Below are 20,995 nucleotides of genomic sequence, written 5' to 3' on the forward strand. Positions count from 1 at the left end.
CCGATGCGCTCATGGCACACACCTGTGCATCCTGGTGGGGAACGGATTCCGTTCCGCAGCTGAGAGGAGTCACGAGGGCATGGACAACGCGGCAGGCCGCCCGACCGTGATCTTGGATAATGGCGTGGTCGGCAGGGTCATGCTGGCTCATCCGTCCAGGCGCGATCTCGTGCTCGTGCTCGGCATGGACGGCACCTTGCTGAGCTGCCAGCTCGACGACATCGCCTGCGTGGTCGGCGGCAAACCACTGTGCCGTGACGGCTGACCAGCCGGCCTCAATGAGACGGCGGTCGGTGGTGGCCGCCCTTTTGGGGAACGGGCCGCTCCGCTTCCCGCCGAACCGGCGTTACCGCAGTCAGTGGTGACCGTCCCTTGGGGAAGAAAGGGATCGGCCACATGGGCGGTGGCCGTCCCTTGAAGGGGAGGGCGCGATGGTGCCGCCGTGGCCCGTGGGATTGGCGACGGGCCCTTGCAAGGAGGGGTGGGAGCGCGTCAGGCGCCTTTGACGATGGCGCCGATCTGGGAGACCGCCGCGAAGTCGTTGGTGAGCCGGTTCTTCGTGAGCGCGAACGCCGTGCCGGTCGCCGTGTCGGCCCAGGCCGCGCTGCCTCCCGCGCCCGGCACCCCGAAGACCGTCGGGCTCGCCTCGGCCGTCGAGTCGGGGCCGCCGATGCCGTACCCGAGCCCCCACGCCGAAGGCATGCCGAACACCTCGTCGACCCCGCTGGAAGCCACCGCCGTCACCTCGCGCAGCCGTTCGGGCGAGATCAGCCGCGTCCCGTCCACCTCGCCGAGCAGCGCCGCGTACACGCGCGCGATGGCCCTGGCCGAGGTCTTGCCGCCCGCGGGGATGTCGGCGGACAGGTAGTCGGGCCGGTTGCCCAGCTCGGCGGTCGGCATCAGCGACATCGGCCCCGCCTTGAACATCGGCAGGTCCGCCGGCATCTCCCCCCACGCCGACATGTCCACCGGCGCGTCCTCCAGCCTGGCCAGCCGGGCCTGCTCCTTCTCCGGCATCCCGAAGTAGAGCTCGTCGCCCACGCCCAGCGGCCCCGCCACGTCCTCGAGCAGCACCTGGGAGATGGGCTTGCCGGTGACCCGGCGGACGATCTCGCCGACCAGGAACCCGAACGTGTACGCGTGGTAGCCCACCTTCGTGCCCGGCTCCCACCACAGCTCGGCGTCCTCCAGCGCGGCGACCATCTTGCCCCAGTCGCAGACGTCCTCGGGCGTCGTGTCGAGCGGTACGCCGGGGACGCCCGCCGTGTGCGACAGCACGTGACGTACGGTCACGCCCTGCTTGCCGTGCCGGCCGAACTCCGGCCACAGCTCTGCCACCGGCGTGTCGTAGCCGAACAACCCCCGCCCGGCCAGCACATGGGCGACGGTGGCGGTGGCGCCCTTGCCGATCGAGAAGTTGTAGAAGGGCGTCTCGGACGTGACAGGCCGCCCGGTCTCGGGGTCGGCCACCCCCGCCACCACGTCCACGATCTGGACGCCGTCGCGATAGACCGCGACCTGGAGCCCGCGCTCCTCGCCTGACTCGACGAGCCTGTCGGCGGCTTCCTGCACCTGCTTCTGGAGATCATTCATGGAATGTCCTTGGTCACTTGGGGAACTAGACGGTACAGTACTCACATCGGTACGGAACTGTCTAGTACTCTGATGTCGTCGAAGCGCGGAGGAGTGGTCATGGCAGTGGAAGAGGACGGCCGCACGGCACGCAAGCGCAGGCAGATCATGGACGCGGCGCGGCCCGTCTTCCTGCGCAACGGCTATGTGGGCGCGAGCATGGACGAGGTGGCCGCGCTGGCGGCGGTCTCGAAGCAGACCGTCTACAAGCACTTCACCGACAAGGAGCAGCTGTTCACCAGCATCATCCTCGACACGACGGCTGGGGTGGACGGACTGGCCAAGCTGATCACGGCGGCCCTCGACGACAGCGACGACCTGGAGAAGGACCTGGGCGAGCTGGCCCGCCAGTTCCTCGGCGCGCTCATGCGGCCGGACCTGCTCCGCCTGCGGCGGCTGGTGATCGCGGAGGCCGACCGCTTTCCCGACCTCGGCCGCACCTGGTACCAGCAGGGCTTCGAGCGCTCGCTGAGGACCATGGCCACCGCCTTCGAACGTCTGGCGGAGCGCGGGCTGCTCCGCCTGGACGACCCCCAACTGGCCGCCGAGCACTTCGTGGGGCTGCTGCTGTGGATACCGGTGAACAAGGTCATGTTCTGGGGAGGCGGCGACCACTACACGGAAGCCGACCTGGAGCGGCTCTCCGAGGCCGCCGTCGCGGCGTTCCTGCGCGCGTACGGGGCCGCTAGCTCAGGAACTTCCTGAGCCCGCCGGCCAGGTATCGGGCCATGCGCTCGCGGAAGGCGGGGTCGGACATCTTGGCGGCGTCCCCGCGGTTGCGCATGTTGCCGCACTCGATGAACACCGCAGGGCGCGTGGAGAGGTTGAGCCCGCCCAGGTCGGTGCGGGTCTGCAGCCCGTCCACGGCGGTGTAGGTGGAGTACGGGAGCCCCGTGCCGGAGTGGTAGGCGTTCCTGATCGCCACCCCGAGCCGGCGGGAGGGCTTGACGATGGCGTCGTTGTGCCCCGCGACCAGCCCCGGCAGGATCACGTGGAAGCCGTGCCCGCCCGGGGCGGCGCCGTCGCCGTGGATCGACAGGACCGCGTCCGCCCTGGCCTCGTTGCCGATGGCGGCCCGCTCGGTGACGCACGGACCGACGCCCTTGTCGTCGGGCCTGGTGAACACGACCTTGGCGCCCATCTTCTCCAGGATCGGCTTGAGCCTCCTGGCGACGTCCCAGGTGAAGGCGTGCTCCGGGTATCCGGCGTCGGTCTCGGTGCCGGTCGTGTTGCACGGCTTCCTGCCGGTGATGACGTCGACCTGGCGGTTGATCTCCTTGGGGTGCGCGGCGTTCCCGCCGTTGTGGCCGGGGTCGATCACGACGGTCTTGCCTGCCAGCGCCTGCCCGGCGGGCGACCGGCTCCGGGACGGCGACGCGGGCGGCGCCGTCTTCTGAGCGGCGGGCGCGGCGGGCGCGGCGCCGCCGCACGCGGCGGACAGCGCGGCCACCGTGGCGAGTGTCACGAATCCGGTCCGGTACGCGTGCATGGTCCCGACCGTACCCGGTGCCGCCCGGCAAACCCAATACCCGTCTGACCTGCGCTTTCGCTTCACAACGTACGGGCTAGCAGCTCGGCCCGGTGGTGGTCGTACGGTGTGGCCAGGCGTTCCGCGTCGGCCATGGCCCGCGCCGCCGCCTTCCTCGCCGCCTTCTCCCTGCCCCCCGCGGCCAGCACGAGGGCGCCGGCCCAGCCGATGCGGGCCGCGGCACCGGGGTGGCGCGCCAGGTACGCGCGCAGATGGGCGTGGAGCAGCCGCGTGGTCGCGCGGTCCGGCCGCGGGTCGAGCGTCCAGAGCAGCTCCGCCAGTCCTGTCCAGCACTCCAGCATCCCGGGCTGCGCCGGCGGCAGCCGCCGGGCCAGCGCGAGCGCCCGGTCGAGCGCGCCGGCCAGGCTGGGGTTCTCCGGGGCGCGGAGGTCCAGCCGCGCGGCCGCCGTGATGAGGCGCATCTCCTGGATGGCCCGCATGACCGGCCCGTCCCGCAGGCCGAGCTCCTTCTCGTGCGTGCGGCGGCGCTCCGTCGACGCGCGGGCGGCCGCCAGCACCTCCACGATCCGCTCGGGAGCCACCCCGTCCATCCGCAGCAGCGCCTCGGCACGGCCCGTCAGGCACCAGTGGCGGCCGATGTCGTCTCCGCCCACCCGGCCGGCCGCCAGCTCCTCCGTCTCGGCGAACAGGGCTGCCGCCGCCGCGAAGTCCCCCTGCCAGAGCGCGGTCTCCGCGAGCATGCCCGCGCAGTTCTCGGCCATCCGCGGGTCCAGGGTCCTGGCCCGGCCCTCGGCGAAGGACTGCCGGGCGCTCTCGAAGGCGCCCGAATGGAGCTGATCGAGCCCCCGGGACAGCCTGGCGCGGTTCGCGGCGTCCGTGGGATGCCGAATCTCGGCCAGGGCCTCGTCGGAGAGCGTGCCGTAGCGGCGCGCGAGGCGGTGGCGGCCGGCTATGCGGACGATCGCGGCGAAGTTCGCGTACGCCTCGGCCCGCAACGCCGGGTCGGTGGCCCGTTCGGCGGCGTTGAGCTGGCGGAGCGAGGCGGCCAGCATCGTGGGCAGATCGTGCTGGTGGTAGGCGAGCCTGGCCAGCAACGCGAGCGCCTGCGCGGCCTCCGGCCCGGCGGCGTCCACACGGCCGAAGGGCAGAACGCGGTGTACGGCCTGCCGCGCGGCGGCGGTCAGCGTGGCGGCGGCGAGGCCGGCCGCCGACACGGGAAGCGGCTCGCCCAGAGCGTCGAGCGCGGTCCTGGCCAGGCACGCGGCCTCCGCCACCCTGGCGAGCTGGTACGCGCTCACCCCCGCCATCCGCAGCCCGCGGGCACGCAGGTGCGGAGCCTGCGGTGTACGGGCGAGATGGCGCCGGACGATGGCCGCCGACTCCTCGTAGAGGCGTAGCCGCAGGCACAGCGTCCAGTACCGGTCGAGGAACCGCGGCTCGCCCGACGCGGCCCAGGCCAGCCGGATGTTGTCCATCTCCGCCCCGAGCACGCGGGTCACCTCCGTGTCCGACGCGTCGTGCAGGGCCGGTGCGTGGTGCTCGAGCAGCCCGGCGAAGTGGGCCGCGTGCCGCTCGCGTACTGACCGGTGAGCGAGAGGGTCCTCCCGCAGATGGGCAGCGGCGAACTGCTGGATGAGCGGGTGGAGGGCGTACCGGCCGGACGGGGTGAGGCTGATCATGCTGTGGTCCACCAGGCGGACCAGCACCTGCGGGGTGGTTTCGGCCACCTCCAGGGCCGAGCGCAACGTGCACCCGCCTCCGAACACCGACAGCGCGGCCAGCGCCGACTGGCCGGCCGGGTCCAGCAGGCGCCAGGAGGTCTCGAAAACCGTACGCATGCCGGCGTGCCGGGGCCTGGCAGCGGGTCCCGCGGCGGAGAGCAGGCCGCCGGCGTCCGCGCCCAGGCGCTGGGCCAGCTCCGCGCAGGGTATGGCGCGCAGCAGGCCGGCCGCCAGCTCGACGGCCAGCGGCATCCCGCCGGTGACGGCGCAGATCGCGGCCACCTGGGCGGCCTCGCGGTCCGCGTCGAACGACGGTTGCGCCCTGAGCGCCCTGGCGGTGAACAGCTCCTCGGCGGCCGGTCCCGGCAGCCCCTCCACCCGGACGATCGCCTGGCCGGGCAGGTCCAGGCGGCGCCTGCTCGTCGCCAGCACCCGCACCTGCGGGGCTGTGCGGAGGATCTCGCCGATGACCGGGTCGAGAGCCGGGAGGTGGTCGAGGTTGTCGAGCACGAGGAGGGTCGAGCGGCGGGCCAGGGCGGCGAGGAGGAGGTCCGTGGCGGGGCGCGGCGGCGAGAGGTCCACGCCGAGGCGGCGGGCCAGCGTGGTGACGGCCGCCTCGGGCCGCACGCCCGCGAAGGAGACGAACGCGACATCCCGCCGACGGCCCGGACGCGCCCCCTCGCCATCCCAACGGCCCGGACGCGTCCCCGGGTTTCCCTCGTCTCCCGACGCGGCGGCGATGGCGAGGCGGGTCTTGCCGATGCCGCCCGGTCCGAGCAGGGTGACCAGGCGCTCGCGGGCCATCAGCGCGCGCAGGCGCCGGACGTCGTCCTGCCTGCCGATCAGCTCCGTGCCCGGCACGGGCAGGGCCGCTCGCGGGGCGTGCGACGCCCTGGGCGCGAGCTGCCGCCTGACCTCCAGGGTCTCCGGTGCGGGTTCGACGCCCAGCTCGGCGGACAGCCGCCGGCGCAGCTCTTCGTAGCAGGTCAGCGCCGCCGCCCGGTTGCCCGCCCCGGCCAGTGCCCTCATCAGCAGCCGATGCGCCTCCTCGTCGTACGGGTCGAGGCGGGCCACGATGCGCGCCAGCCGTACCACGTCGTCGGAGGGGGAGGCGTCCGAGCGGACGAGCAGTCCCCGCAGCAGCAGCCGCACCCGCCGGCGCTCCGACTCCAGCCAGTCGGCGAAGGCCGGGGCGTCGCCGAACGAGACGCCGTCCAGGAAGTCGCCGCGCCACAGCCTCAGCGCCTCCGCCACCGTCGGCGCCTGGGTGAGACGACGGTGGTCCACGAAGCAGGCGTGGTCGGCGCGGAAGCCCACGTGGTCGCGGGTGATGTCCAGCCAGCCGCCCACCTCCTTGCGCAGCTCCGACAGCGAGAGCCGTAGGCTGCCCCGCGCGTTGGCGTCGGGACGCTCGCCCCACAGCAGCGCGGCCAGCTCGGCGCGCGGGCGCGGGCCCGGCGCGACGGCCAGGTAGCAGAGCAGCGCCCGGGTCTTGGCGGAGCGGATGCCCACGGGCGCTCCGCCGACGGCCATGTCCGGCGTGCCCAGCATGAGCAGGGTCAGCGAGTCTCCCATGGACGCAGAAGGTAGGCGCGAACCTGCCGCCGCACTGTGCAAAAAGGCGCGGATGGAGCGTGCCGTGCGCTACTGACCTGGGCTTTAACGATGCGCTCACGATGCCCGGCCCAGCCTGATGCCACGTCTCGCGAGGGCCGCGAGGCGTACCGACATCAAGGAGACAACATGCGCTCTCACAAGCTGATCGCCGGGCTCGCGCTGGCAACCGGCCTCGCCGCACCGGCGGTGCTGGCCGCGACGCCCGCGCACGCCACGGCCGCGTCGTGCCGCGTCGACCTCTTCAAGATCGTGGCCAACAACGTGGCGGAGAAGGACGGGCAGGACGAGCTCCGCTTCGAGGTGGACGGCAACCTGTTCCCGAAGTTCGGCGACAAGTACCACGCCATGAAGAGCGGTGACACCGCGTACGCCGCCGCCTTCGGCAACCCGACCACGCTCCTCGTCGTGGGCAGCGGGAACGAGTCTTTCGACCTGCGCGAGGTCACCCCGCCCATCGTCTCCGACGGCGACCACCTGGGCTGGGCGACGGCGTACCAGTCCACCTGCGAGGGTCTCTCCGCCGGCCAGCACGCCGACGACACGACCATCATCCAGGGGACCGACGAGACGGCGTACACGTACACGGTCACCCTCCGGCAGACCCGCCAGTAGGCCGCCACGAAGGCCCCGCCGCGTCGCGCGGCGGGGCTAGTTCCCGTCCGCGGGCCGCAACATCGGCCAGTACAGGGTCCCGTCCGGCAGCGCGAACGGCTCACGCGCCTGGTAGCCGTGGCGCGCGTACAGGTCGCGGTTGCGCGGGTCGCTGGCCTCCAGGTACGCGGGCACGCCGCCCAGCCGGGCGTGGTGGTGACGCAGCAGCGCCGAGCCGAGCCCCTGGCCCTGGCGGCCCGGGTGGACCGCCAGGAAGGCCAGGTAGTGGTACGGCTCCGCGGGATGGTTCGCCGCGAGCAGCGCGTCGAGCGCCCGGAAGCGCTCGATCCACGGGCCCGTGGCCGCGACCAGCCGGCGGTCGTAGTCGGGCGGCTCGGGCAGCGGCGCGGTGCCGGGGAACCAGACCGCGACCGCGGGCCCGTCGTCGATGAGGTGGATCTCGCCGTGCTCGACCGCGTGGTCGACGAGGATCCGGATGTTGGCGGTCATCACCCGGTGGCGATCCCTGCGTACGGGCACGAGGTAGTGCACCGACCTCAGCCCGGAGAACGCGGTCGCGATGAGCTCCGCCACCTGCCCCGCGTCGTCGGCCGTCGCGCGGCGGATGACCGGCCGCATCGTCCAGGATTCTGTCATCGTGTCACGCCCCATCCCGGATCGCCGCTTTGGCGCCCATTTCCCACTCGAGAGTAGACGGCGGGACGCCCGGCCCGCAGTATGAGCGCCCACACCACCCCGATCACCGCGGGCAGGATCCACGTCAGCGGATCGCCCTCGGGCACGCCCAGCAACGCCGCGAAGTTGTCCACCATCACGGCCGGCACCAGCGCGGCGAGCACTAAAGGGCCATTTATCGGCATTGCATCGTGCGCTTGAAAGCCCGGCGGAAAGTTTCACAACGTCCCGGGATCGATGTGCGCGGGCCGTTGACGAGGCGGCGGCAGGACTGGAGGATCAGATCGCTCCAAGTTTTTGGGAGCGCTCCCACCCCCCGAAGGACCTCCATGACCCGAAGCCGGGCCGCCATACTGGCCCTCCTTACCATGGTCGCCCTGTCCCCCGCCACGACGGCGCAGGCGGACGAGGGACCCGAGCAGATCGTCAACGGCACTTTCGACGCCGGCACCGCCCCCTGGTGGAGCACCGGCAACCTCACCCTCGCGGTCGACGGCGGCCGCCTCTGCGCCGACATCCCCGGCGGCACCGCCAACCCCTGGGACGTCATCATCGGCCAGAACGACATCCCGCTGGTGGCGGGCGAGACGTACGCGTACCGGTTCAGCGCCTCGGCGAGCCCCGCCAAGGTCGGCAAGGCGCTGATCCAGCTCCCCGTGGACCCGTGGACGCAGTACCTGTCGGCCAACCCCGAGCTGAGCGTCTCGGGCAACGACTACTCCTACACGTTCACCGCCCCCGTGTCGCTGCCCGACGCCCAGGTCGCCTTCCAACTGGGCGGCAGCGCCGAGCCGTGGAGGTTCTGCATGGACGACGTGTCTCTCAAGGGCGGCGCGGAGCCGGAGACGTACGAGCCGGACACGGGACCCCGCGTCCGCGTGAACATGGTCGGCTACCTCCCCCAGGGCCCCAAGAAGGCCACCGTGGTCACCGCCGCGACCACGGCCCTCGACTGGGAGCTCAAGAACGCCGCCAAGCAGACGGTCGCCAAGGGCAGGACCACCCCCAGAGGCGTGGACACCAGCTCCGGCCAGAACGTGCACACGCTCGACTTCAGCTACTACCTCAAATCGGGCAGGGGCTACACGCTGACGGCCGACGGCGAGACGAGCAGGCCGTTCGACATCGCCGCCGACATCTACGACCAGCTGCCCGCGGACGCGCTGAAGTTCTACTACACCCAGCGCAGCGGCATCGAGATCCTGGACAGCCTTCGGCCCGGCTACGGCAGGCCCGCCGGGCATGCCGGCGTGGCGCCGAACCAGGGTGACGTGAGCGTCCCGTGCCAGGCCGGCGTCTGCGACTACTCGCTCGACGTCAAGGGCGGCTGGTATGACGCCGGCGATCACGGTAAGTACGTCGTCAACGGCGGCATCTCGGTCTACCAGCTCATGGCCGCGTACGAACGGAACAAGGAGGCCTTCAAGGACGGCCAGCTGAACATCCCGGAGAGCGGCAACGGCCGGCCGGACATCCTGGACGAGGCCCGCTGGGAGATGGAGTTCCTGCTGAGCATGCAGGTGCCGGAGGGCAAGCCGCTCGCGGGGATGGTCCATCACAAGATCCACGACCAGAACTGGACGGGCCTGCCGCTGCTGCCCCACCTGGACCCGCAGCCGCGCGAGCTGCACCCGCCATCGACGGCCGCCACCCTCAACCTGGCGGCGACGGCGGCGCAGGCCGCCAGGCTGTTCGCCCGGTACGACCCGGCGTTCGCCGCCAGGAACCTCAAGGCGGCCCGCAGGGCGTGGGCGGCTGCCAAGGCCAACCCGGCGAAGTACGCCGACCCGAACGACGGCATCGGCGGCGGCACCTACAGCGACGGCGACGTGAGCGACGAGTTCTACTGGGCGGCGGCGGAGCTGTTCATCACGACGGGCGGGAAGGAGTTCAAGGACTTCCTGCTGGCCTCGCCGCACCACACCGGCGACATCTGGCGCGACAGGGGCTTCGACTGGGGCAACACCGCCCAGCTCGGCCGCCTCGATCTGGCGACCGTGCCCAACGTCATCCCCGACCGGGCGCGGGTGCGGCAGTCCGTGGTCGAGGGAGCGGAGAAGTACCTCGCGATCCAGCGGGCGCACCCGTACGGGCTGCCGTACAACCCGCCGGACTTCGACTGGGGCTCGAACAACCTGGTGCTCAACAACATGGTCGTCCTGGCCACGGCCTACGACCTGACCGGGCGCGAGAAGTACCGGGCGGCCGTGCGCGAGGGCATGGACTACCTCCTCGGCCGCAACGCGCTCAACCAGTCGTACGTGACCGGCTACGGCGAGGTGGCCTCGCACAACCAGCACAGCCGCTGGTACGCCCACCAGCTCGACCCCGCGCTGCCCAACCCGCCGCGCGGCACGCTGGCCGGCGGCCCCAACTCCGGTATCCAGGACCCGCTCGCGCAGCGGCTGCTCAAGGGCTGCAAGCCGCAGTTCTGCTACATCGACGACATCGAGTCGTGGGCGACGAACGAGCTGACCATCAACTGGAACTCCCCGCTGGCCTGGGTCTCCGCGTTCCTGGCGGACAAGGGCAGGCGATCCCGATGACCCGGCGTTGCGGACGCTTCGTTCAACGGAATACTGTCGGCGCATGCCCAGGGGAACCTCTGAAGTCAGCGAGCCGATGTACTTCGTGCTCACCGCCCTACGCGCCGGCCCGCTGCACGGCCACGCGATAAGCAAGTCGATCAAGGAGCTGTCCGGCGGCCGGGTCCAGCCGTCGGTCGGCACCCTCTACGGCATCCTGGAACGCCTGAACGAGCGGGGCGTGATCACCGTGGACAGGGAGGAGATGGTCAACGGCCGCAACCGGCGCTACTTCCGGATCACCGACGAGGGCCAGGCGCTGGTCGAGGCCGAGGCCAGGCGCATGCACGAGGCCGCCCAGCTCGTGCTGCGCCCCAGCACATGACCACCACCGCGCCCCAGCCCGTGACCGCCCTCGAACGTCGCTACCGCAGACTGCTGCTCGCGTACCCGAGGAAGTACCGCGCGGCGCACGGCGACGAGCTGCTGGACCTCCTGCTGGAGTCGGCCGACCCCGGCAGGACGGTCCCTGTGCTCAGGGAGGCGTGGGGCCTGCTGACGGGCGGTGTGCGCAGCCGCATCGCCCACCAGGCGACGGGCAGCGCGTGGGCGGACGGCCTGCACCTGGGCGTCACGGCGGTGGCGGCGGCGAACCTGGCCGCACTACTCCCCTACATGGGCGCTATGCCGCTGTGGACGCTGCTGTCGGCGCTCGCACTGCTGGCCATCCTGCGCGGCCGGGTGCCGGCGGCGTTGTCGCTCTCCCTGGTCACCGGAGTGAAGGCGGTCGCGGTCGCGGGCGGATGGCAGGTGTTCGAGCTGACGCTGCTGCCGGTGGACCCGTCGTTCCTCGCCGACCGCTCCCTGTTCGCGGACAGCAACCCCTTCGCCGTGGCCTCGAGGTACGCGGTGGTGCTGCTCGGGCTGCTGGTGCTCGCGTCCAGAAGGCGGGAGGCGCCGCGGGTCCGGTCATGGTGGTGGTTCGCGGCGGCCGTGGCCGCCGCGTGGGCGGGTCCCCAGTGGATGGGGGAGGACACGATGTTCCCGCTCAGCCTGAGCAGGCTGGCGGTGGAGGCGGCGGCGTTCGGGCTGGCCGCGGCGGCCTGCTATCTGGCACGCGACCACCGGTGGGCGCTCGCGTCGGGCATCTATCTGCTGGTGACGTCCGTCGAGCTGACCATGCACGCCGAGTTCCTGACCAGGCAGCACGTGGCCTACTGGGGCGTGCTGGCACTGCTGACCACGGCGTGCGCGTTCGCCCCCCTCCGGCAGCGGCGGCACTGTCTGGATTGACCATACTTCGTTAAACAGAGTATGGTCGCTCGCCATGACGAGGAAGACGCTGCCTACTGCGTTGCTGGCCTTGGCCGTCCTCTGCGGTTGCGGGGGCGCCGCGGAGACCGCCGCCACGCCCTCGCCCAGCGCGGCGGCCAAGAGCAAGAAGCAACAACTCGAAGCGGCCAAGGCCGACTGCATGAAGCAGAAGGGCTTCAAGTACATCCCCTACGTCCATCCGGAGCCGCAGGGGACCGAAGAGGGGCGCCGCCGCGCAGCGGGCGATTACCAGGCGATGCGGAAATATCGCGAAAAATACGGGTTCGGGGTTTTCGCCATGTACGTCTACCCCAAGGAGATGGGAAACCCGCAGGTCAAGCCCGACAACCCCGGCGAAGTCGACCCCAACTGGAAGATCCAGTCCTCGCTCTCCAAGGCGCAGAACCAGGCGTACCGGAAAGCGAGTGAGACCTGCGAGATCACGACGGCCAACCAGCTGCTCGGCCTGAACCTGAAGCAGGGCACGAGCTATTTCATGCAGGCGGCCAAGGCGTCGAATCGGGCGGTCAGGACCACGGTCAACAGCGACCCGAAGCTCGTGGAGCTGGCCGCCGCCATGGCCACGTGCCTGAAGGGCAGGGGCTACGCGATCGCGGACGCGACGCCGATGGCCATGGCGGAGCGTGGCGGGAACGAGTTCCGCGCCCAAGAGGACAAGCTGGGGAGGGCGCAGATGGACGACGTGCCCGACGTCGCGCCTCCGCAGAAGCAGGACGAGGCACCGATGATCTACGCGCCGACGCTTACCCCCGAGGAGGCCAGGCCGTACCTGGCCAAGGAGATCAAGGCGGCCCTCGACGACGTGGACTGCGGCAAGGAGTTCTACCCCGCCTACCTCCCGAAGGAGTCGGAGATCAGGGAGCGGGTCAACGAGCAGTACGGCATGTGAATGAGACCACGCAGACTCCTCGCCGGCGTCTTCGCCGGTGTCGTGCTCGTCGCCGGGGCGGGGTGGGCGGTGAGCACCCGGTTACGCTCCCCCGCCGACGAGGCGGCCCGCCGGGCCGCGCCCAGAGCGTCGCTGATCACCGCCGCCGTCGAGCGCCGCAAGCTCGTCAGCACCGTCGTGGTCAGCGGCACGCTGGAGTACGGCTCGCCGCTGCCGATCAGCCTGGCCGGGGTGGTCGGTGGCACGTCCGAGCTGCAGCGCGCCACCCGGGCCCCGCGCCGGGGCAGGCTCAAGGAGGGCGCGGTGCTGATGGAGGTCAACGGCCGCCCGGTGTTCGCGCTGCGCGGGTCCGTGCCGATGCACCGCACGATCGCCCCTGGCACCAAGGGGGACGACGTCCTGCAGCTCCAGCGGGCACTGCGCCGGCTGGGGCACGGCGCCCCCGTCACGGGCGTGTTCGACCGGGGCACGATCTCGGCGGTCACCCGGATGTACGCGAAGAAGGGGTACGAGGCCCAGCAGCCCACGCTCGTCGACCGGCAGCAGTACGACACGTTGCGCAAGGCCGTACAGACCGCCCAGGAGACCCTGGCGACCGAGCAGCAGACCCTCGACCAGGGGCGTGACGTCCTGCCTCTCAAGATCAAGCTGACCAACGCCAAGGCGGACCTGAAGTCGGCCGAGCGGGCGCTGAAGGAGGCCGAGTCGCAGGAGACGACGCCCGAGGACGAGACCAGGCTGGCGGCGGCGGACGCGGCCGTGCGCGCGGCGGAGGAGAAGCTCGCGCAGGCAGAGCAGGAACTCGCCGCGGCCAGGAACCCGCCGACCCCGCCGGCCTCGGGGGCCACCTCGGGGGCCACCGCCACGCCGCAGCCCACCGCCTCCACTGACACGAGCCTGCTGGAGATGCGGGTCGAGAACGCGAGAGCGGACCTGGCGGCGGCGCGGGAGGCGCGCGACCGGGCCTCGGAGGAGGCGCGGCAGGCCAGGGACAAGCGGCTCGAAGAGCTGCGCAGGGCCGTGCGCACGGCGAAGGAGGCCAAGGCCACGGCCGAGCAGGCGCTGCGCCAGGCCAGGCAGCTCTCCCCCACCAGGCTCAAGGTGGCCGGCGCCAGGAAGGACGTGGCCGCGGCCAAGGGGATGCTGGCCGAGTTCGCGCGTACGTACGGGACCTCCATCCCGCCCGGCGAGGTGGTGTTCCTGCCGAAACTGCCGGCACGGGTGGAGAAGGTCTCCGTGAAGGCGGGGCAGCAGGTCCAGAACGAGATCGCCACGGTGACCGGCTCGACGTTCATGGTGACCGGGTCGGTCGAGGCGACGGAGGCGGACCTGCTGCGCACGGGCATGGAAGCGAGCATCGAGCTCGACAGCGGCAAGACGTACAAGGCGGCGCTCACCGCCGTCGGTGACCAGGCCAAGGTGCCCGGCGCCGAGGAGCCCGCGAACGGGGCGCAGCCGGTCCTGCTCACGCCTGCCTCGACGAAGGGGCTCAAGACGGGCACCGCGGTGACGGCCCGCGTGACGGTGGGGGCGACCGAGAAGCCGGTGCTCGTCGTGCCCGTGGCCGCCGTGATCACGGCTGCGGACGGGAAGGCGCGGGTGCAGGTCGAGTACGCCGCCGACAAGACCAGGGAGGTCGAGGTGCGTACGGGCCTGACCGCCGACGGGAACGTCGAGGTCACCGGCGCACTCAAGGAGGGCGACCGGGTGGTGGTCAGCGGTGCCTGAGCCGGTGATCTCGCTGGTGGACGTCTGCAGGGAGTTTCCCGCGCAACCCCCGGTCCGGGCGCTCGACGGCGTCACGCTCCGGGTCGGCAGGGGCGACTACCTGGCCATCGTGGGCCCGTCGGGCTCCGGCAAGTCCACACTCCTGAACGTGCTGGGCCTGCTCGACCGGCCCGGCTCGGGCAGCTACCGGCTGGACGGCACGGAGACCACGACCTTGCGCGACGGGGCCAGGACCAGGTTGCGCGGCGACCGGATCGGCTTCGTCTTCCAGGCCTTCCACCTGCTCTCCCACCGCAGCGTGGTGGAGAACGTCATGCTCGCCGAGATCTACCGGAAGCGGGGACGTGGGGGCAGGCGGGAGCGGGCCCTGGCGGCGCTGGAGCGAGTCGGCCTCGGCCACCGGACGGGGTTCCTGCCCGACCGGCTGTCCGGGGGCGAGCGCCAGCGTACGGCCATCGCCAGGGCCCTCATGGGCGAGCCGTCGCTGCTGCTGTGCGACGAGCCCACGGGCAACCTCGACAGCCGCAACACGCAGGCGGTGCTGGACCTGTTCGACGAGCTGCGGCGGCAGGGTCTGACGATCGTGGTCATCACGCACGAGCAGGAGGTCAGCGAGCGGGCCGGGCGGCGGGTGCGGATCACCGACGGCGTACTGGTGGAGGAGTGACATGCACGTGCGCGACCTGATCGGGGAGTCGGTGGCCGGCATGCTCGCCAGGCCGGTGCGCTCGGCGCTCACCACCCTCGGGACGGTGCTCGGCATCACCACGCTGGTCGTCGCGCTCGGCGTGGCCGCCACCGCGGGCAACCAGATCGTCGGCCGCTTCGACGAGCTGGTGGCCACGGCCATCACGGTCGAGGTGCCGGAATCGCCGGGCGCGCCGCTCGTGGGGTGGGACGCGATCGACCGGCTGACCAGACTGCGCGGCGTGGAGTCCGCCGCGGCGGTGGCCGAGTCGAAGGACGGCGCGAACGTGTCCGTGCGCTCCAACGACATCGTGGACCCGACACGGGTCACCACGCAGTCGCTGACCGTGCTGGCAGCGACCACCGGGCTGCCGGAGGCGGCGCGCGGCAGGATGGTGCGGGGCAGGTTCTACGACATCGGCCACATCCGGCGGCACGACCGGGTGGCGGTGATCGGCGACCAGGCCGCCAGGCTGCTCGGCGTCACGCGGCTCGACCGGGCACCGGCGATCTTCATCGGCAAGCACGCGTACACGGTCATCGGGATCCTGGGCGACCTGCGCCGGGAGCGCAATCTGAGCACCGCCGTGCTCGTGCCGCCCACCGTGGGCAGGCAGTTCGGGCTGCGGGACGTCACCAGGGTGCTGGTCAACACGAGCCTGGGCGCCGCCGAGCTGATCGCCCGTCAGGCGCCCACCGCGCTGAGCCCCGGGAACGGCGACATGCTGCAGGTGGTCGCCCCGCCCAGCCCGACGAGGGCACGTGACAAGGCGCAGGACGACGTCAACGCGCTCTTCCTGATCCTCGGCCTGGTCTCGCTCGTCGTCGGCGCGGTCGGCATCGCGAACGTCACGCTGGTCACGGTGATGGAACGCGTACCGGAGATCGGCCTGCGCCGCTCGCTCGGTGCCGCCAGGCGGCACATCGCGGCCCAGTTCCTGCTGGAGTCGACGCTGATCGGCCTCACGGGCGGCGTGATCGGCGCCGCCGTGGGCATCGTCACCGTCGTCGCGGTGTCGGCCGCCAAGCAGTGGACGCCCCTCCTGGACCTGCGGCTGGCCGTCGCGGCCCCGGTCGCGGGCGCCGCGGTGGGCCTGCTGGCCGGACTTTATCCGGCCCTGCGGGCGGCCAGGATGGAGCCGGTGGAGGCGCTCAGGTAGCGCTGTAGAGGGTGGACATGAACCGTACGAGCACCGCCTCCCTGCTGGACGCGGGCAGCGCGTCCAGGATGGCGTTGACCATCGCCATCTCCGGCTGCCCCGCCCCCGGCCGCAGGTCCACGCCGACGGACGAGGCCAGTTCGGCGAACGTCGCGTCGTCCAGCTCTGCCAGGTCCATCCCGGCCACCAGCTCGACCAGCCCGTCGGGCAGCGTGACGGGACCCCGCTGCCGGGCGGCCTCGGCCGACTCGGCGATCACCTTCAGCATGGCCTCGACCCCGGCCGGCGTCACCCCGGTGACCGTGATGTGCAGGTTGGCCGGGATGCCCGCGTAAGAGAGCTGCGGCTGCAGGAACCAGCCCCGCGCCCGCGCCTCGTCCGCCAGCACGAACACGTCGATCCCGTCCCCGGCGAACGCCACCAGTGACGACTCCGGCTCGCCGAGCACCCGCAGCCCGGGGATCGCCGCGATCCCCTCGCGCAGCCTGATCGTCGCCTCCAGCGTGGCGCGGCCCAGCTCCAGGTAGCCCTCCCTGCCCAGCGCCTGCAACGTCGCCCAGGCGCCTCCGAGCGGGCCGGCCGACCTCGAACTCTGCACGGTCGCGTTGATGATCGTGTAACCGGGCCACGCGGCCGAGGCGAAGTACGCGTCGCGCCGCATCGCGGGATCGGCGAAGAGCACGACCGAGGCGCCCTTGGGGGCGTACCCGAACTTGTGCAGGTCGCAGGAGAGCGACGTGACCCCGGGCACGGACAGGTCGAACGGCGGCACCGTCGCGCCCGCCTCGCGCAGCCACGGCAGCAGCCACCCGCCCACGCACGCGTCCACGTGGCACGGCACGCCCGCCGCCGCGGCCACGGCGGCGACCTCCTCGATCGGGTCGATCACTCCCTGGGGGTAGGACGGGGCGGAGGCGACGACCAGGATCGTGCTCTCGTCGATCGCCGCCGCCACGTCCGAGGCCCGCACCTTGTACGTCTCCAGGTCCACGGGCACGGCGACGACCTCGACGCCGAGGTAGTGCGCCGCCTTGTGGAAGGCGGGGTGCGCGGTGACGGGGAGGACCAGGTTCGGGCTCCGCACGTGGGCGTGGTCGCGGGCGGCCTTGACCGCCAGCATGATCGACTCCGTCCCGCCGCTGGTGAAGATGCCGTGGCCGCCGCCGAGCAGGTCCGCGACCGCGCCGACGACCTGCCGCTCCATCTCGACCACGCTGGGAAACGCGGTCGGGTCGAGGCAGTTCACCTCGAGCATCTCGAAGTACGCCCGCGCCGCCGCCTCATGGACCTCGGGCAGGCCGGTGTCGTAGACGTACGCGGTCACCTGACCGCCGCGCACCGGTAAGTCGTGCTCCTTGAGCCGAGCCACCTCGGCCAGCAGGTCCTCGGCGGTCCTTCCCTTCGGGTTCACGCGGGCTCCTTCGCGAGTCGGCCGTACCAGGCCACGAACGGCAGGCTGCTCAGCCTGGCGCCCCGTACTTCTGCATGATCTTGTCCAGCTCCCGCACCACCGGCTGCCAACTGGACGGCAGCGTGTAGCGAGTGGCGCGCTGCTTCTCATAAACAAGCGTGTACTTGAGGAAGTCCGCCCCCGCCGGCTGGGCCTCGGACGGACCGATCTTCAGGTCCTTGAGGTACGTCTGGATTCTGCGATACTCCTTGCCGGTCAGGCACTTGTCGATGGCCGGCCCGGTACGGCGGCTCAGCCGGACACAGCCGTTGTCGTAGACGATCACGCGGTCGTCGAACCCCGCGAACCCGCCTTGTCTGCTGTATTCGACCAGCACCTTCTTCTTGTGCACGGCCGCCGCCTGCGCCGGCGCCATGGACGCGGTCAGCGCCAGAAGGAGCACCGGCAGGAGCACGATTCGCCACATCTTCACATCTCCATTGACGTACAAGAGCGCCGAACGGCTCAAGCGCGACACTCGGTTCAGCCGGTCAGCTCCTGAAGTTCGTCGGGCGAGTGGTCCGGAGTGCCGAGGGCAGTAGGACCAGGTGACACTACGGATCGGAGCGCCTGTATCGCTGTCCGGGAAGCATGCCCGTTTCGGCGAGCAGGTCGAGGTCGGGCTGGAGGTCTGGCAGGCCCTCAACCCGTCCGTGGAGCTGATCGTCGAGGACGACTGCAGCGAACCGGGGACCCTGGACGTCATACTTCCCCGCTTGGCGGGGCAGTGCGACCTCCTGCTGGGGCCGTACTCGACGCAGCTCATGCGGAGAGCGGCCGGCCTCGGGGCCGCGCTGGACCAGCTGATCTGGAACCACGGCGGTTCGGGTGACAACGTGCAGACGGCGCGCCCCGGACATGTCGTCTCGGTGCTGACGCCGGCGAGCCGGTACGCCGAGCCGTTCATCCGCCACCTCGTGGAGACGGGCGATCGGAGCCCGCTCAGGATCGTGCACGGCAAGGGCGGCTTCGCCCGGCAGGTGGCGGAGGGCGCCGCGCGGGCCGCGAACGAGCAGGGCATTCCGGTGGTCCGCGGCGGCCTGGTGGAGGACTCCTGGAATCTCCTGTCCGCCGGGTCCTTCGACGAGGACGTCGACCTCGTCAAGAGGGCCGGGCGTTCGCGCGTCGTCTGTGCCGTGGCCGCGGGGGTACGGGAGTTCGGCGCGGCCGTCGGCGACCCTCGCGGGATCTACGGCGTCGCGCAATGGTTCCCCGGCCTGGGGAGCGAGGCAGCCGTGGGGATCTCCGAGGGGGATTTCCTCGCCGCGTACCGTGACAGGGCGGGGAAGCTACCGGACTATCCCGCCGTTCAGGCCGTCGCCGCCGCGATCATCGCGACTCACTGCGCCGAACGGGCGGGCGGCACCGGGCGGGCGGAGCTGTGGTCGGCCGCCACCGGCCTGGAGACGGTCACCTTGTTCGGCGACTTCGCGATCGACCCGCGCACCGGCGCACAGACCGGGCACAGGACGGCGCTCACCCGGTGGGAGAGCGACGGGCCTGTCGCCGTCTAGGAGTCGGGCGTCACGATGGCGATGCCCAGGCACATCTCGTCGCTGGTCCCGTCGCCCCACACCACGTACCGCGGCGGCAGCTTCTGGAGCTGCGGCAGCTGAGCGCGCAGGCCCGCGTCGTGCGTGCACGTCACCCGTACGACGTCGCCCCGCTTGACCTTGACGGGCGTGGGCAGGACCCGCAGCGACTGGTCGTCGAAGTCGTACTTGGGCACGTCCAGGAGCGTCCGGGCCTGCGGGGTGCCGGGGTTGAGCTCGACCTTGATGGAGCGGCCGAGCAGGTGCATGTGCCCCGCCATGGCGTGGACGGTCGCGGCTCCCTGGACGGGCATGTCGCAGTGCTGGGTCGGCCCGGGTTCGGACGGGCCACAGAACTTGGTGAGCATCGCCACCTCCTCCCTGAGCTCGTCGCCGAACCTGGCGCCGACGTCCTTGACGGCGGCGGCCCGGTCGCAGAGGGGCCCCGACTCCTGCGGAGTGCAGGGGAGCTCCACCGGAGCTTGGAACAGGGCGGTCCGCAGGGGCTGCAGCGTCCGGTCGGTGAGGCGGAGCCGGATGCCGGATCGGTCGGTGGCCGGCTTTCCCTCCGCGCCCAGCAGGTTGTAGTGGACCTGCATGACCAGCTGACTGCCCGGGGGCAGCTCGTAGCCGTACTTGGGGTCGAGCAGCGTCTCGCTGGTGCCGGGGGCCCAGTGCGCCACCCATGAGTCGCCGTCGACACCTGAGTCGCCGAAGCACGTCCAGCCCTGGCCGGGGGTGCTGTCGTCGAGCTTGCGCGCCTCGGCGACGTGCTCGGGGTCGAGCCTGAAGAAGATCGCGTGGTGGACGAGGTCGCGGTTCTGGGGCCGGAACTGGGTGCCGGTCAGGAAGACCTTGCTCGTCAGCTTGGGGTCGATGAGGAAGCAGCGGTAGTCGTCCGTACCGCCGTTGGGCGGGGCCGGCGTGTACGGCTCCGCCATCGTGAGGTCGGCGAACCGTTCGCCGGTCCGCAGCGGGGCCGCGACCGGCGCAGCGCTGGCGGCGTGCCCCGCGTGCCCCGCGTGCCCCGCGTGACCGGCCGGGGCGGGGGTGCTCTGGGCGCCGCACGAGGCGAGCAGGACGACCGCGACGAATAGGGCGGCCGTCCGGGCGAGTCGATTCATGGAATCAACACTCGCCCGCGAGGCCGCGCCGGACATCCTTCCTCAGGACGTTTCCGTTCCTTCCCTGGTATGACCCCGGCATCAGACCCGGGTCGCCACCAGAGCCGAGAGCTCCTGAAGCCGGTACCGGCCGTTACGTGATGGGCTCATCCGGCTCGCTCAGCCGCTCCTGGGCGAACGAGCGGATCTCCTCTTGCTCGACCATGGCCGCGTGCTCCAGGAGGTCCGTGTTCTCCTCGTCGGCCAGGCTCGCGGCGGCCGCCGCGGCGAACAGCCGGGTCACCGGGTCGCCTGCTTCCAGCCGGATGATGATGCCGCCCGGGTCGGGCTCCTCACCGTCCTGCAGGATCAGCCACTCTGCCAGCTCCTTGATCTGACCGGGGGGCAGGCAGGACGCCCCTGCCTCAAGCTGCTCGATCGAGGCCTCGGTCAGGAACTCGAGGACCTTCCAGCGGACGCCGCTCTCCGGGTCTCGGCTCAGATTCATGACCTGCGCGATGATGGGCCCGTGCCGCTCGTCGGCGTTCTCCAGCACCACCGCTATCGCGTCGTACCGCACGCTGCGGATCGGGCTGGAGAGCAGGGCCGGGACCTCGTCCATCATCGGGGCGGCGAGCTCCACTAGCTCCGAGAGCAACCAGGCGCCCACCCCGACGACCACTGCGTCGTCGCTGTGGAGGAGCCTGTCGAGGTTCTCGACGGGGTATCCCGCGTACAGCTCGCTGAGGAGGTCGTTGGCCGCCGCGCCCACGATGTCGTCGTCGGCCGGATGTGTGCGGATGCGCTCAATCAGATCATCGCCTGTTTGCGTCTGCATCG

The 20,995-nt window shown here is 71.6% G+C and carries 20 protein-coding genes; 11 read left to right on the forward strand and 9 right to left on the reverse strand.

Annotated elements, in window-relative coordinates:
* Positions 1-79: 79 nt before the first annotated feature.
* Positions 80-265, forward strand: a complete 186-nt coding sequence (locus tag ACQPWU_RS58160; protein ID WP_345000866.1) for a hypothetical protein — start codon at positions 80-82, stop codon at positions 263-265.
* A gap of 227 nt (positions 266-492) precedes the next feature.
* Here the strand turns inward: ACQPWU_RS58160 and ACQPWU_RS58165 are convergent, their stop codons facing one another.
* Positions 493-1,593, reverse strand: coding sequence for a serine hydrolase domain-containing protein (locus ACQPWU_RS58165; RefSeq protein WP_433435644.1), 1,101 nt, complete (start codon positions 1,591-1,593; stop codon positions 493-495).
* Between the two features lie 99 nt (positions 1,594-1,692).
* Between ACQPWU_RS58165 and ACQPWU_RS58170 the strand changes: the two genes are divergently transcribed.
* Positions 1,693-2,337 (forward strand): TetR/AcrR family transcriptional regulator, encoded by a 645-nt coding sequence (locus ACQPWU_RS58170; RefSeq protein ID WP_433435645.1) that lies wholly within the window; start codon positions 1,693-1,695, stop codon positions 2,335-2,337.
* Here ACQPWU_RS58170 and ACQPWU_RS58175 read toward each other — a convergent pair.
* Together ACQPWU_RS58175 and ACQPWU_RS58180 are read right to left on the reverse strand one after the other, a co-directional pair.
* A complete protein-coding gene (locus tag ACQPWU_RS58175) occupies positions 2,318-3,121 on the reverse strand; it encodes an N-acetylmuramoyl-L-alanine amidase (protein WP_433435646.1) in 804 nt (267 codons plus the stop codon). The genes ACQPWU_RS58170 and ACQPWU_RS58175 overlap by 20 nt on opposite strands.
* 62 nt (positions 3,122-3,183) lie before the next feature.
* A complete protein-coding gene (locus ACQPWU_RS58180; protein ID WP_433435647.1) occupies positions 3,184-6,417 on the reverse strand; it encodes an ATP-binding protein in 3,234 nt (1,077 codons plus the stop codon).
* Positions 6,418-6,585: 168 nt separating this feature from the next.
* On the opposite strand from ACQPWU_RS58180, the gene ACQPWU_RS58185 reads away from it, so the two are divergent.
* Positions 6,586-7,071, forward strand: coding sequence for a hypothetical protein (locus tag ACQPWU_RS58185; RefSeq protein ID WP_433435648.1), 486 nt, complete (start codon positions 6,586-6,588; stop codon positions 7,069-7,071).
* Positions 7,072-7,107: 36 nt separating this feature from the next.
* On the opposite strand, the gene ACQPWU_RS58190 is transcribed toward ACQPWU_RS58185, so the two are convergent.
* The gene (locus tag ACQPWU_RS58190) at positions 7,108-7,707 is read right to left on the reverse strand and encodes a GNAT family N-acetyltransferase (RefSeq protein ID WP_433435649.1); all 600 of its coding nucleotides are present in this window, start codon (positions 7,705-7,707) and stop codon (positions 7,108-7,110) included.
* Entirely contained in the window at positions 7,704-7,886 is a 183-nt protein-coding gene (locus ACQPWU_RS58195; RefSeq protein ID WP_433435650.1) for a hypothetical protein, read from the reverse strand. Before ACQPWU_RS58195 ends, ACQPWU_RS58190 begins: the two co-directional genes overlap by 4 nt.
* 189 nt (positions 7,887-8,075) lie before the next feature.
* Between ACQPWU_RS58195 and ACQPWU_RS58200 the strand changes: the two genes are divergently transcribed.
* From ACQPWU_RS58200 to ACQPWU_RS58230, 7 genes are read left to right on the forward strand one after another with little or no spacing between them, the layout of a single operon-like run.
* On the forward strand, positions 8,076-10,292 hold the full coding sequence (locus ACQPWU_RS58200) for a glycoside hydrolase family 9 protein (protein ID WP_433435651.1): 2,217 nt from the start codon (positions 8,076-8,078) through the stop codon (positions 10,290-10,292).
* A 43-nt stretch (positions 10,293-10,335) separates the two neighbouring features.
* Positions 10,336-10,656 carry a PadR family transcriptional regulator gene (locus ACQPWU_RS58205; protein WP_360683677.1) on the forward strand — a complete coding sequence of 107 codons (321 nt, stop codon included), beginning with the start codon at positions 10,336-10,338 and terminating at the stop codon, positions 10,654-10,656.
* The gene (locus tag ACQPWU_RS58210; protein WP_433435652.1) at positions 10,653-11,564 is read left to right on the forward strand and encodes a hypothetical protein; all 912 of its coding nucleotides are present in this window, start codon (positions 10,653-10,655) and stop codon (positions 11,562-11,564) included. Before ACQPWU_RS58205 ends, ACQPWU_RS58210 begins: the two co-directional genes overlap by 4 nt.
* A 34-nt stretch (positions 11,565-11,598) precedes the next feature.
* The gene (locus tag ACQPWU_RS58215; RefSeq protein WP_433435653.1) at positions 11,599-12,495 is read left to right on the forward strand and encodes a hypothetical protein; all 897 of its coding nucleotides are present in this window, start codon (positions 11,599-11,601) and stop codon (positions 12,493-12,495) included.
* Positions 12,496-14,223, forward strand: coding sequence for a peptidoglycan-binding protein (locus tag ACQPWU_RS58220; protein ID WP_433435654.1), 1,728 nt, complete (start codon positions 12,496-12,498; stop codon positions 14,221-14,223). It abuts the gene before it with no gap.
* Complete coding sequence (locus tag ACQPWU_RS58225) at positions 14,216-14,890, forward strand: ABC transporter ATP-binding protein (RefSeq protein ID WP_433435655.1); 675 nt, start codon at positions 14,216-14,218, stop codon at positions 14,888-14,890. The genes ACQPWU_RS58220 and ACQPWU_RS58225 overlap by 8 nt, the downstream gene beginning before the upstream one ends.
* Position 14,891: 1 nt before the next feature.
* Positions 14,892-16,070, forward strand: a complete 1,179-nt coding sequence (locus ACQPWU_RS58230; RefSeq protein ID WP_433435656.1) for an ABC transporter permease — start codon at positions 14,892-14,894, stop codon at positions 16,068-16,070.
* On the opposite strand, the gene ACQPWU_RS58235 is transcribed toward ACQPWU_RS58230, so the two are convergent.
* Positions 16,063-17,481, reverse strand: a complete 1,419-nt coding sequence (locus ACQPWU_RS58235) for a pyridoxal phosphate-dependent decarboxylase family protein (RefSeq protein ID WP_433435657.1) — start codon at positions 17,479-17,481, stop codon at positions 16,063-16,065. The genes ACQPWU_RS58230 and ACQPWU_RS58235 overlap by 8 nt on opposite strands.
* A gap of 49 nt (positions 17,482-17,530) precedes the next feature.
* On the reverse strand, positions 17,531-17,947 hold the full coding sequence (locus tag ACQPWU_RS58240; RefSeq protein WP_433435658.1) for a hypothetical protein: 417 nt from the start codon (positions 17,945-17,947) through the stop codon (positions 17,531-17,533).
* Positions 17,948-18,068: 121 nt separating this feature from the next.
* Here ACQPWU_RS58240 and ACQPWU_RS58245 point away from each other — a divergent pair, with 121 nt between their 5' ends.
* Positions 18,069-19,034: an ABC transporter substrate-binding protein gene (locus tag ACQPWU_RS58245; RefSeq protein WP_433435659.1), complete on the forward strand. Its 966-nt coding sequence runs from the start codon at positions 18,069-18,071 to the stop codon at positions 19,032-19,034.
* Here the strand turns inward: ACQPWU_RS58245 and ACQPWU_RS58250 are convergent.
* Both ACQPWU_RS58250 and ACQPWU_RS58255 read right to left on the reverse strand, forming a co-directional pair.
* Positions 19,031-20,176, reverse strand: coding sequence for a monooxygenase (locus ACQPWU_RS58250; protein WP_433435660.1), 1,146 nt, complete (start codon positions 20,174-20,176; stop codon positions 19,031-19,033). The genes ACQPWU_RS58245 and ACQPWU_RS58250 overlap by 4 nt on opposite strands.
* A gap of 133 nt (positions 20,177-20,309) precedes the next feature.
* A complete protein-coding gene (locus tag ACQPWU_RS58255; protein ID WP_433435661.1) occupies positions 20,310-20,993 on the reverse strand; it encodes a hypothetical protein in 684 nt (227 codons plus the stop codon).
* Positions 20,994-20,995 lie beyond the last annotated feature (2 nt).

The organism is Nonomuraea sp. CA-141351, assembly GCF_050944675.1.
Lineage (GTDB): Bacteria > Actinomycetota > Actinomycetes > Streptosporangiales > Streptosporangiaceae > Nonomuraea.

Coding starts and splice junctions, on each gene's coding strand:
- ACQPWU_RS58205 (WP_360683677.1), top strand. CDS start 10,336: ATGCCCAGGGGAACCTCTGAAGTCAGCGAGCCGATGTACTTCGTGCTC.
- ACQPWU_RS58180 (WP_433435647.1), bottom strand. CDS start 6,417: ATGGGAGACTCGCTGACCCTGCTCATGCTGGGCACGCCGGACATGGCC.
- ACQPWU_RS58200 (WP_433435651.1), top strand. CDS start 8,076: ATGACCCGAAGCCGGGCCGCCATACTGGCCCTCCTTACCATGGTCGCC.
- ACQPWU_RS58230 (WP_433435656.1), top strand. CDS start 14,892: ATGCACGTGCGCGACCTGATCGGGGAGTCGGTGGCCGGCATGCTCGCC.
- ACQPWU_RS58250 (WP_433435660.1), bottom strand. CDS start 20,176: ATGAATCGACTCGCCCGGACGGCCGCCCTATTCGTCGCGGTCGTCCTG.
- ACQPWU_RS58185 (WP_433435648.1), top strand. CDS start 6,586: ATGCGCTCTCACAAGCTGATCGCCGGGCTCGCGCTGGCAACCGGCCTC.
- ACQPWU_RS58160 (WP_345000866.1), top strand. CDS start 80: ATGGACAACGCGGCAGGCCGCCCGACCGTGATCTTGGATAATGGCGTG.
- ACQPWU_RS58190 (WP_433435649.1), bottom strand. CDS start 7,707: ATGACAGAATCCTGGACGATGCGGCCGGTCATCCGCCGCGCGACGGCC.
- ACQPWU_RS58165 (WP_433435644.1), bottom strand. CDS start 1,593: ATGAATGATCTCCAGAAGCAGGTGCAGGAAGCCGCCGACAGGCTCGTC.
- ACQPWU_RS58210 (WP_433435652.1), top strand. CDS start 10,653: ATGACCACCACCGCGCCCCAGCCCGTGACCGCCCTCGAACGTCGCTAC.
- ACQPWU_RS58240 (WP_433435658.1), bottom strand. CDS start 17,947: ATGTGGCGAATCGTGCTCCTGCCGGTGCTCCTTCTGGCGCTGACCGCG.
- ACQPWU_RS58215 (WP_433435653.1), top strand. CDS start 11,599: ATGACGAGGAAGACGCTGCCTACTGCGTTGCTGGCCTTGGCCGTCCTC.
- ACQPWU_RS58220 (WP_433435654.1), top strand. CDS start 12,496: ATGAGACCACGCAGACTCCTCGCCGGCGTCTTCGCCGGTGTCGTGCTC.
- ACQPWU_RS58175 (WP_433435646.1), bottom strand. CDS start 3,121: ATGCACGCGTACCGGACCGGATTCGTGACACTCGCCACGGTGGCCGCG.
- ACQPWU_RS58255 (WP_433435661.1), bottom strand. CDS start 20,993: ATGCAGACGCAAACAGGCGATGATCTGATTGAGCGCATCCGCACACAT.
- ACQPWU_RS58170 (WP_433435645.1), top strand. CDS start 1,693: ATGGCAGTGGAAGAGGACGGCCGCACGGCACGCAAGCGCAGGCAGATC.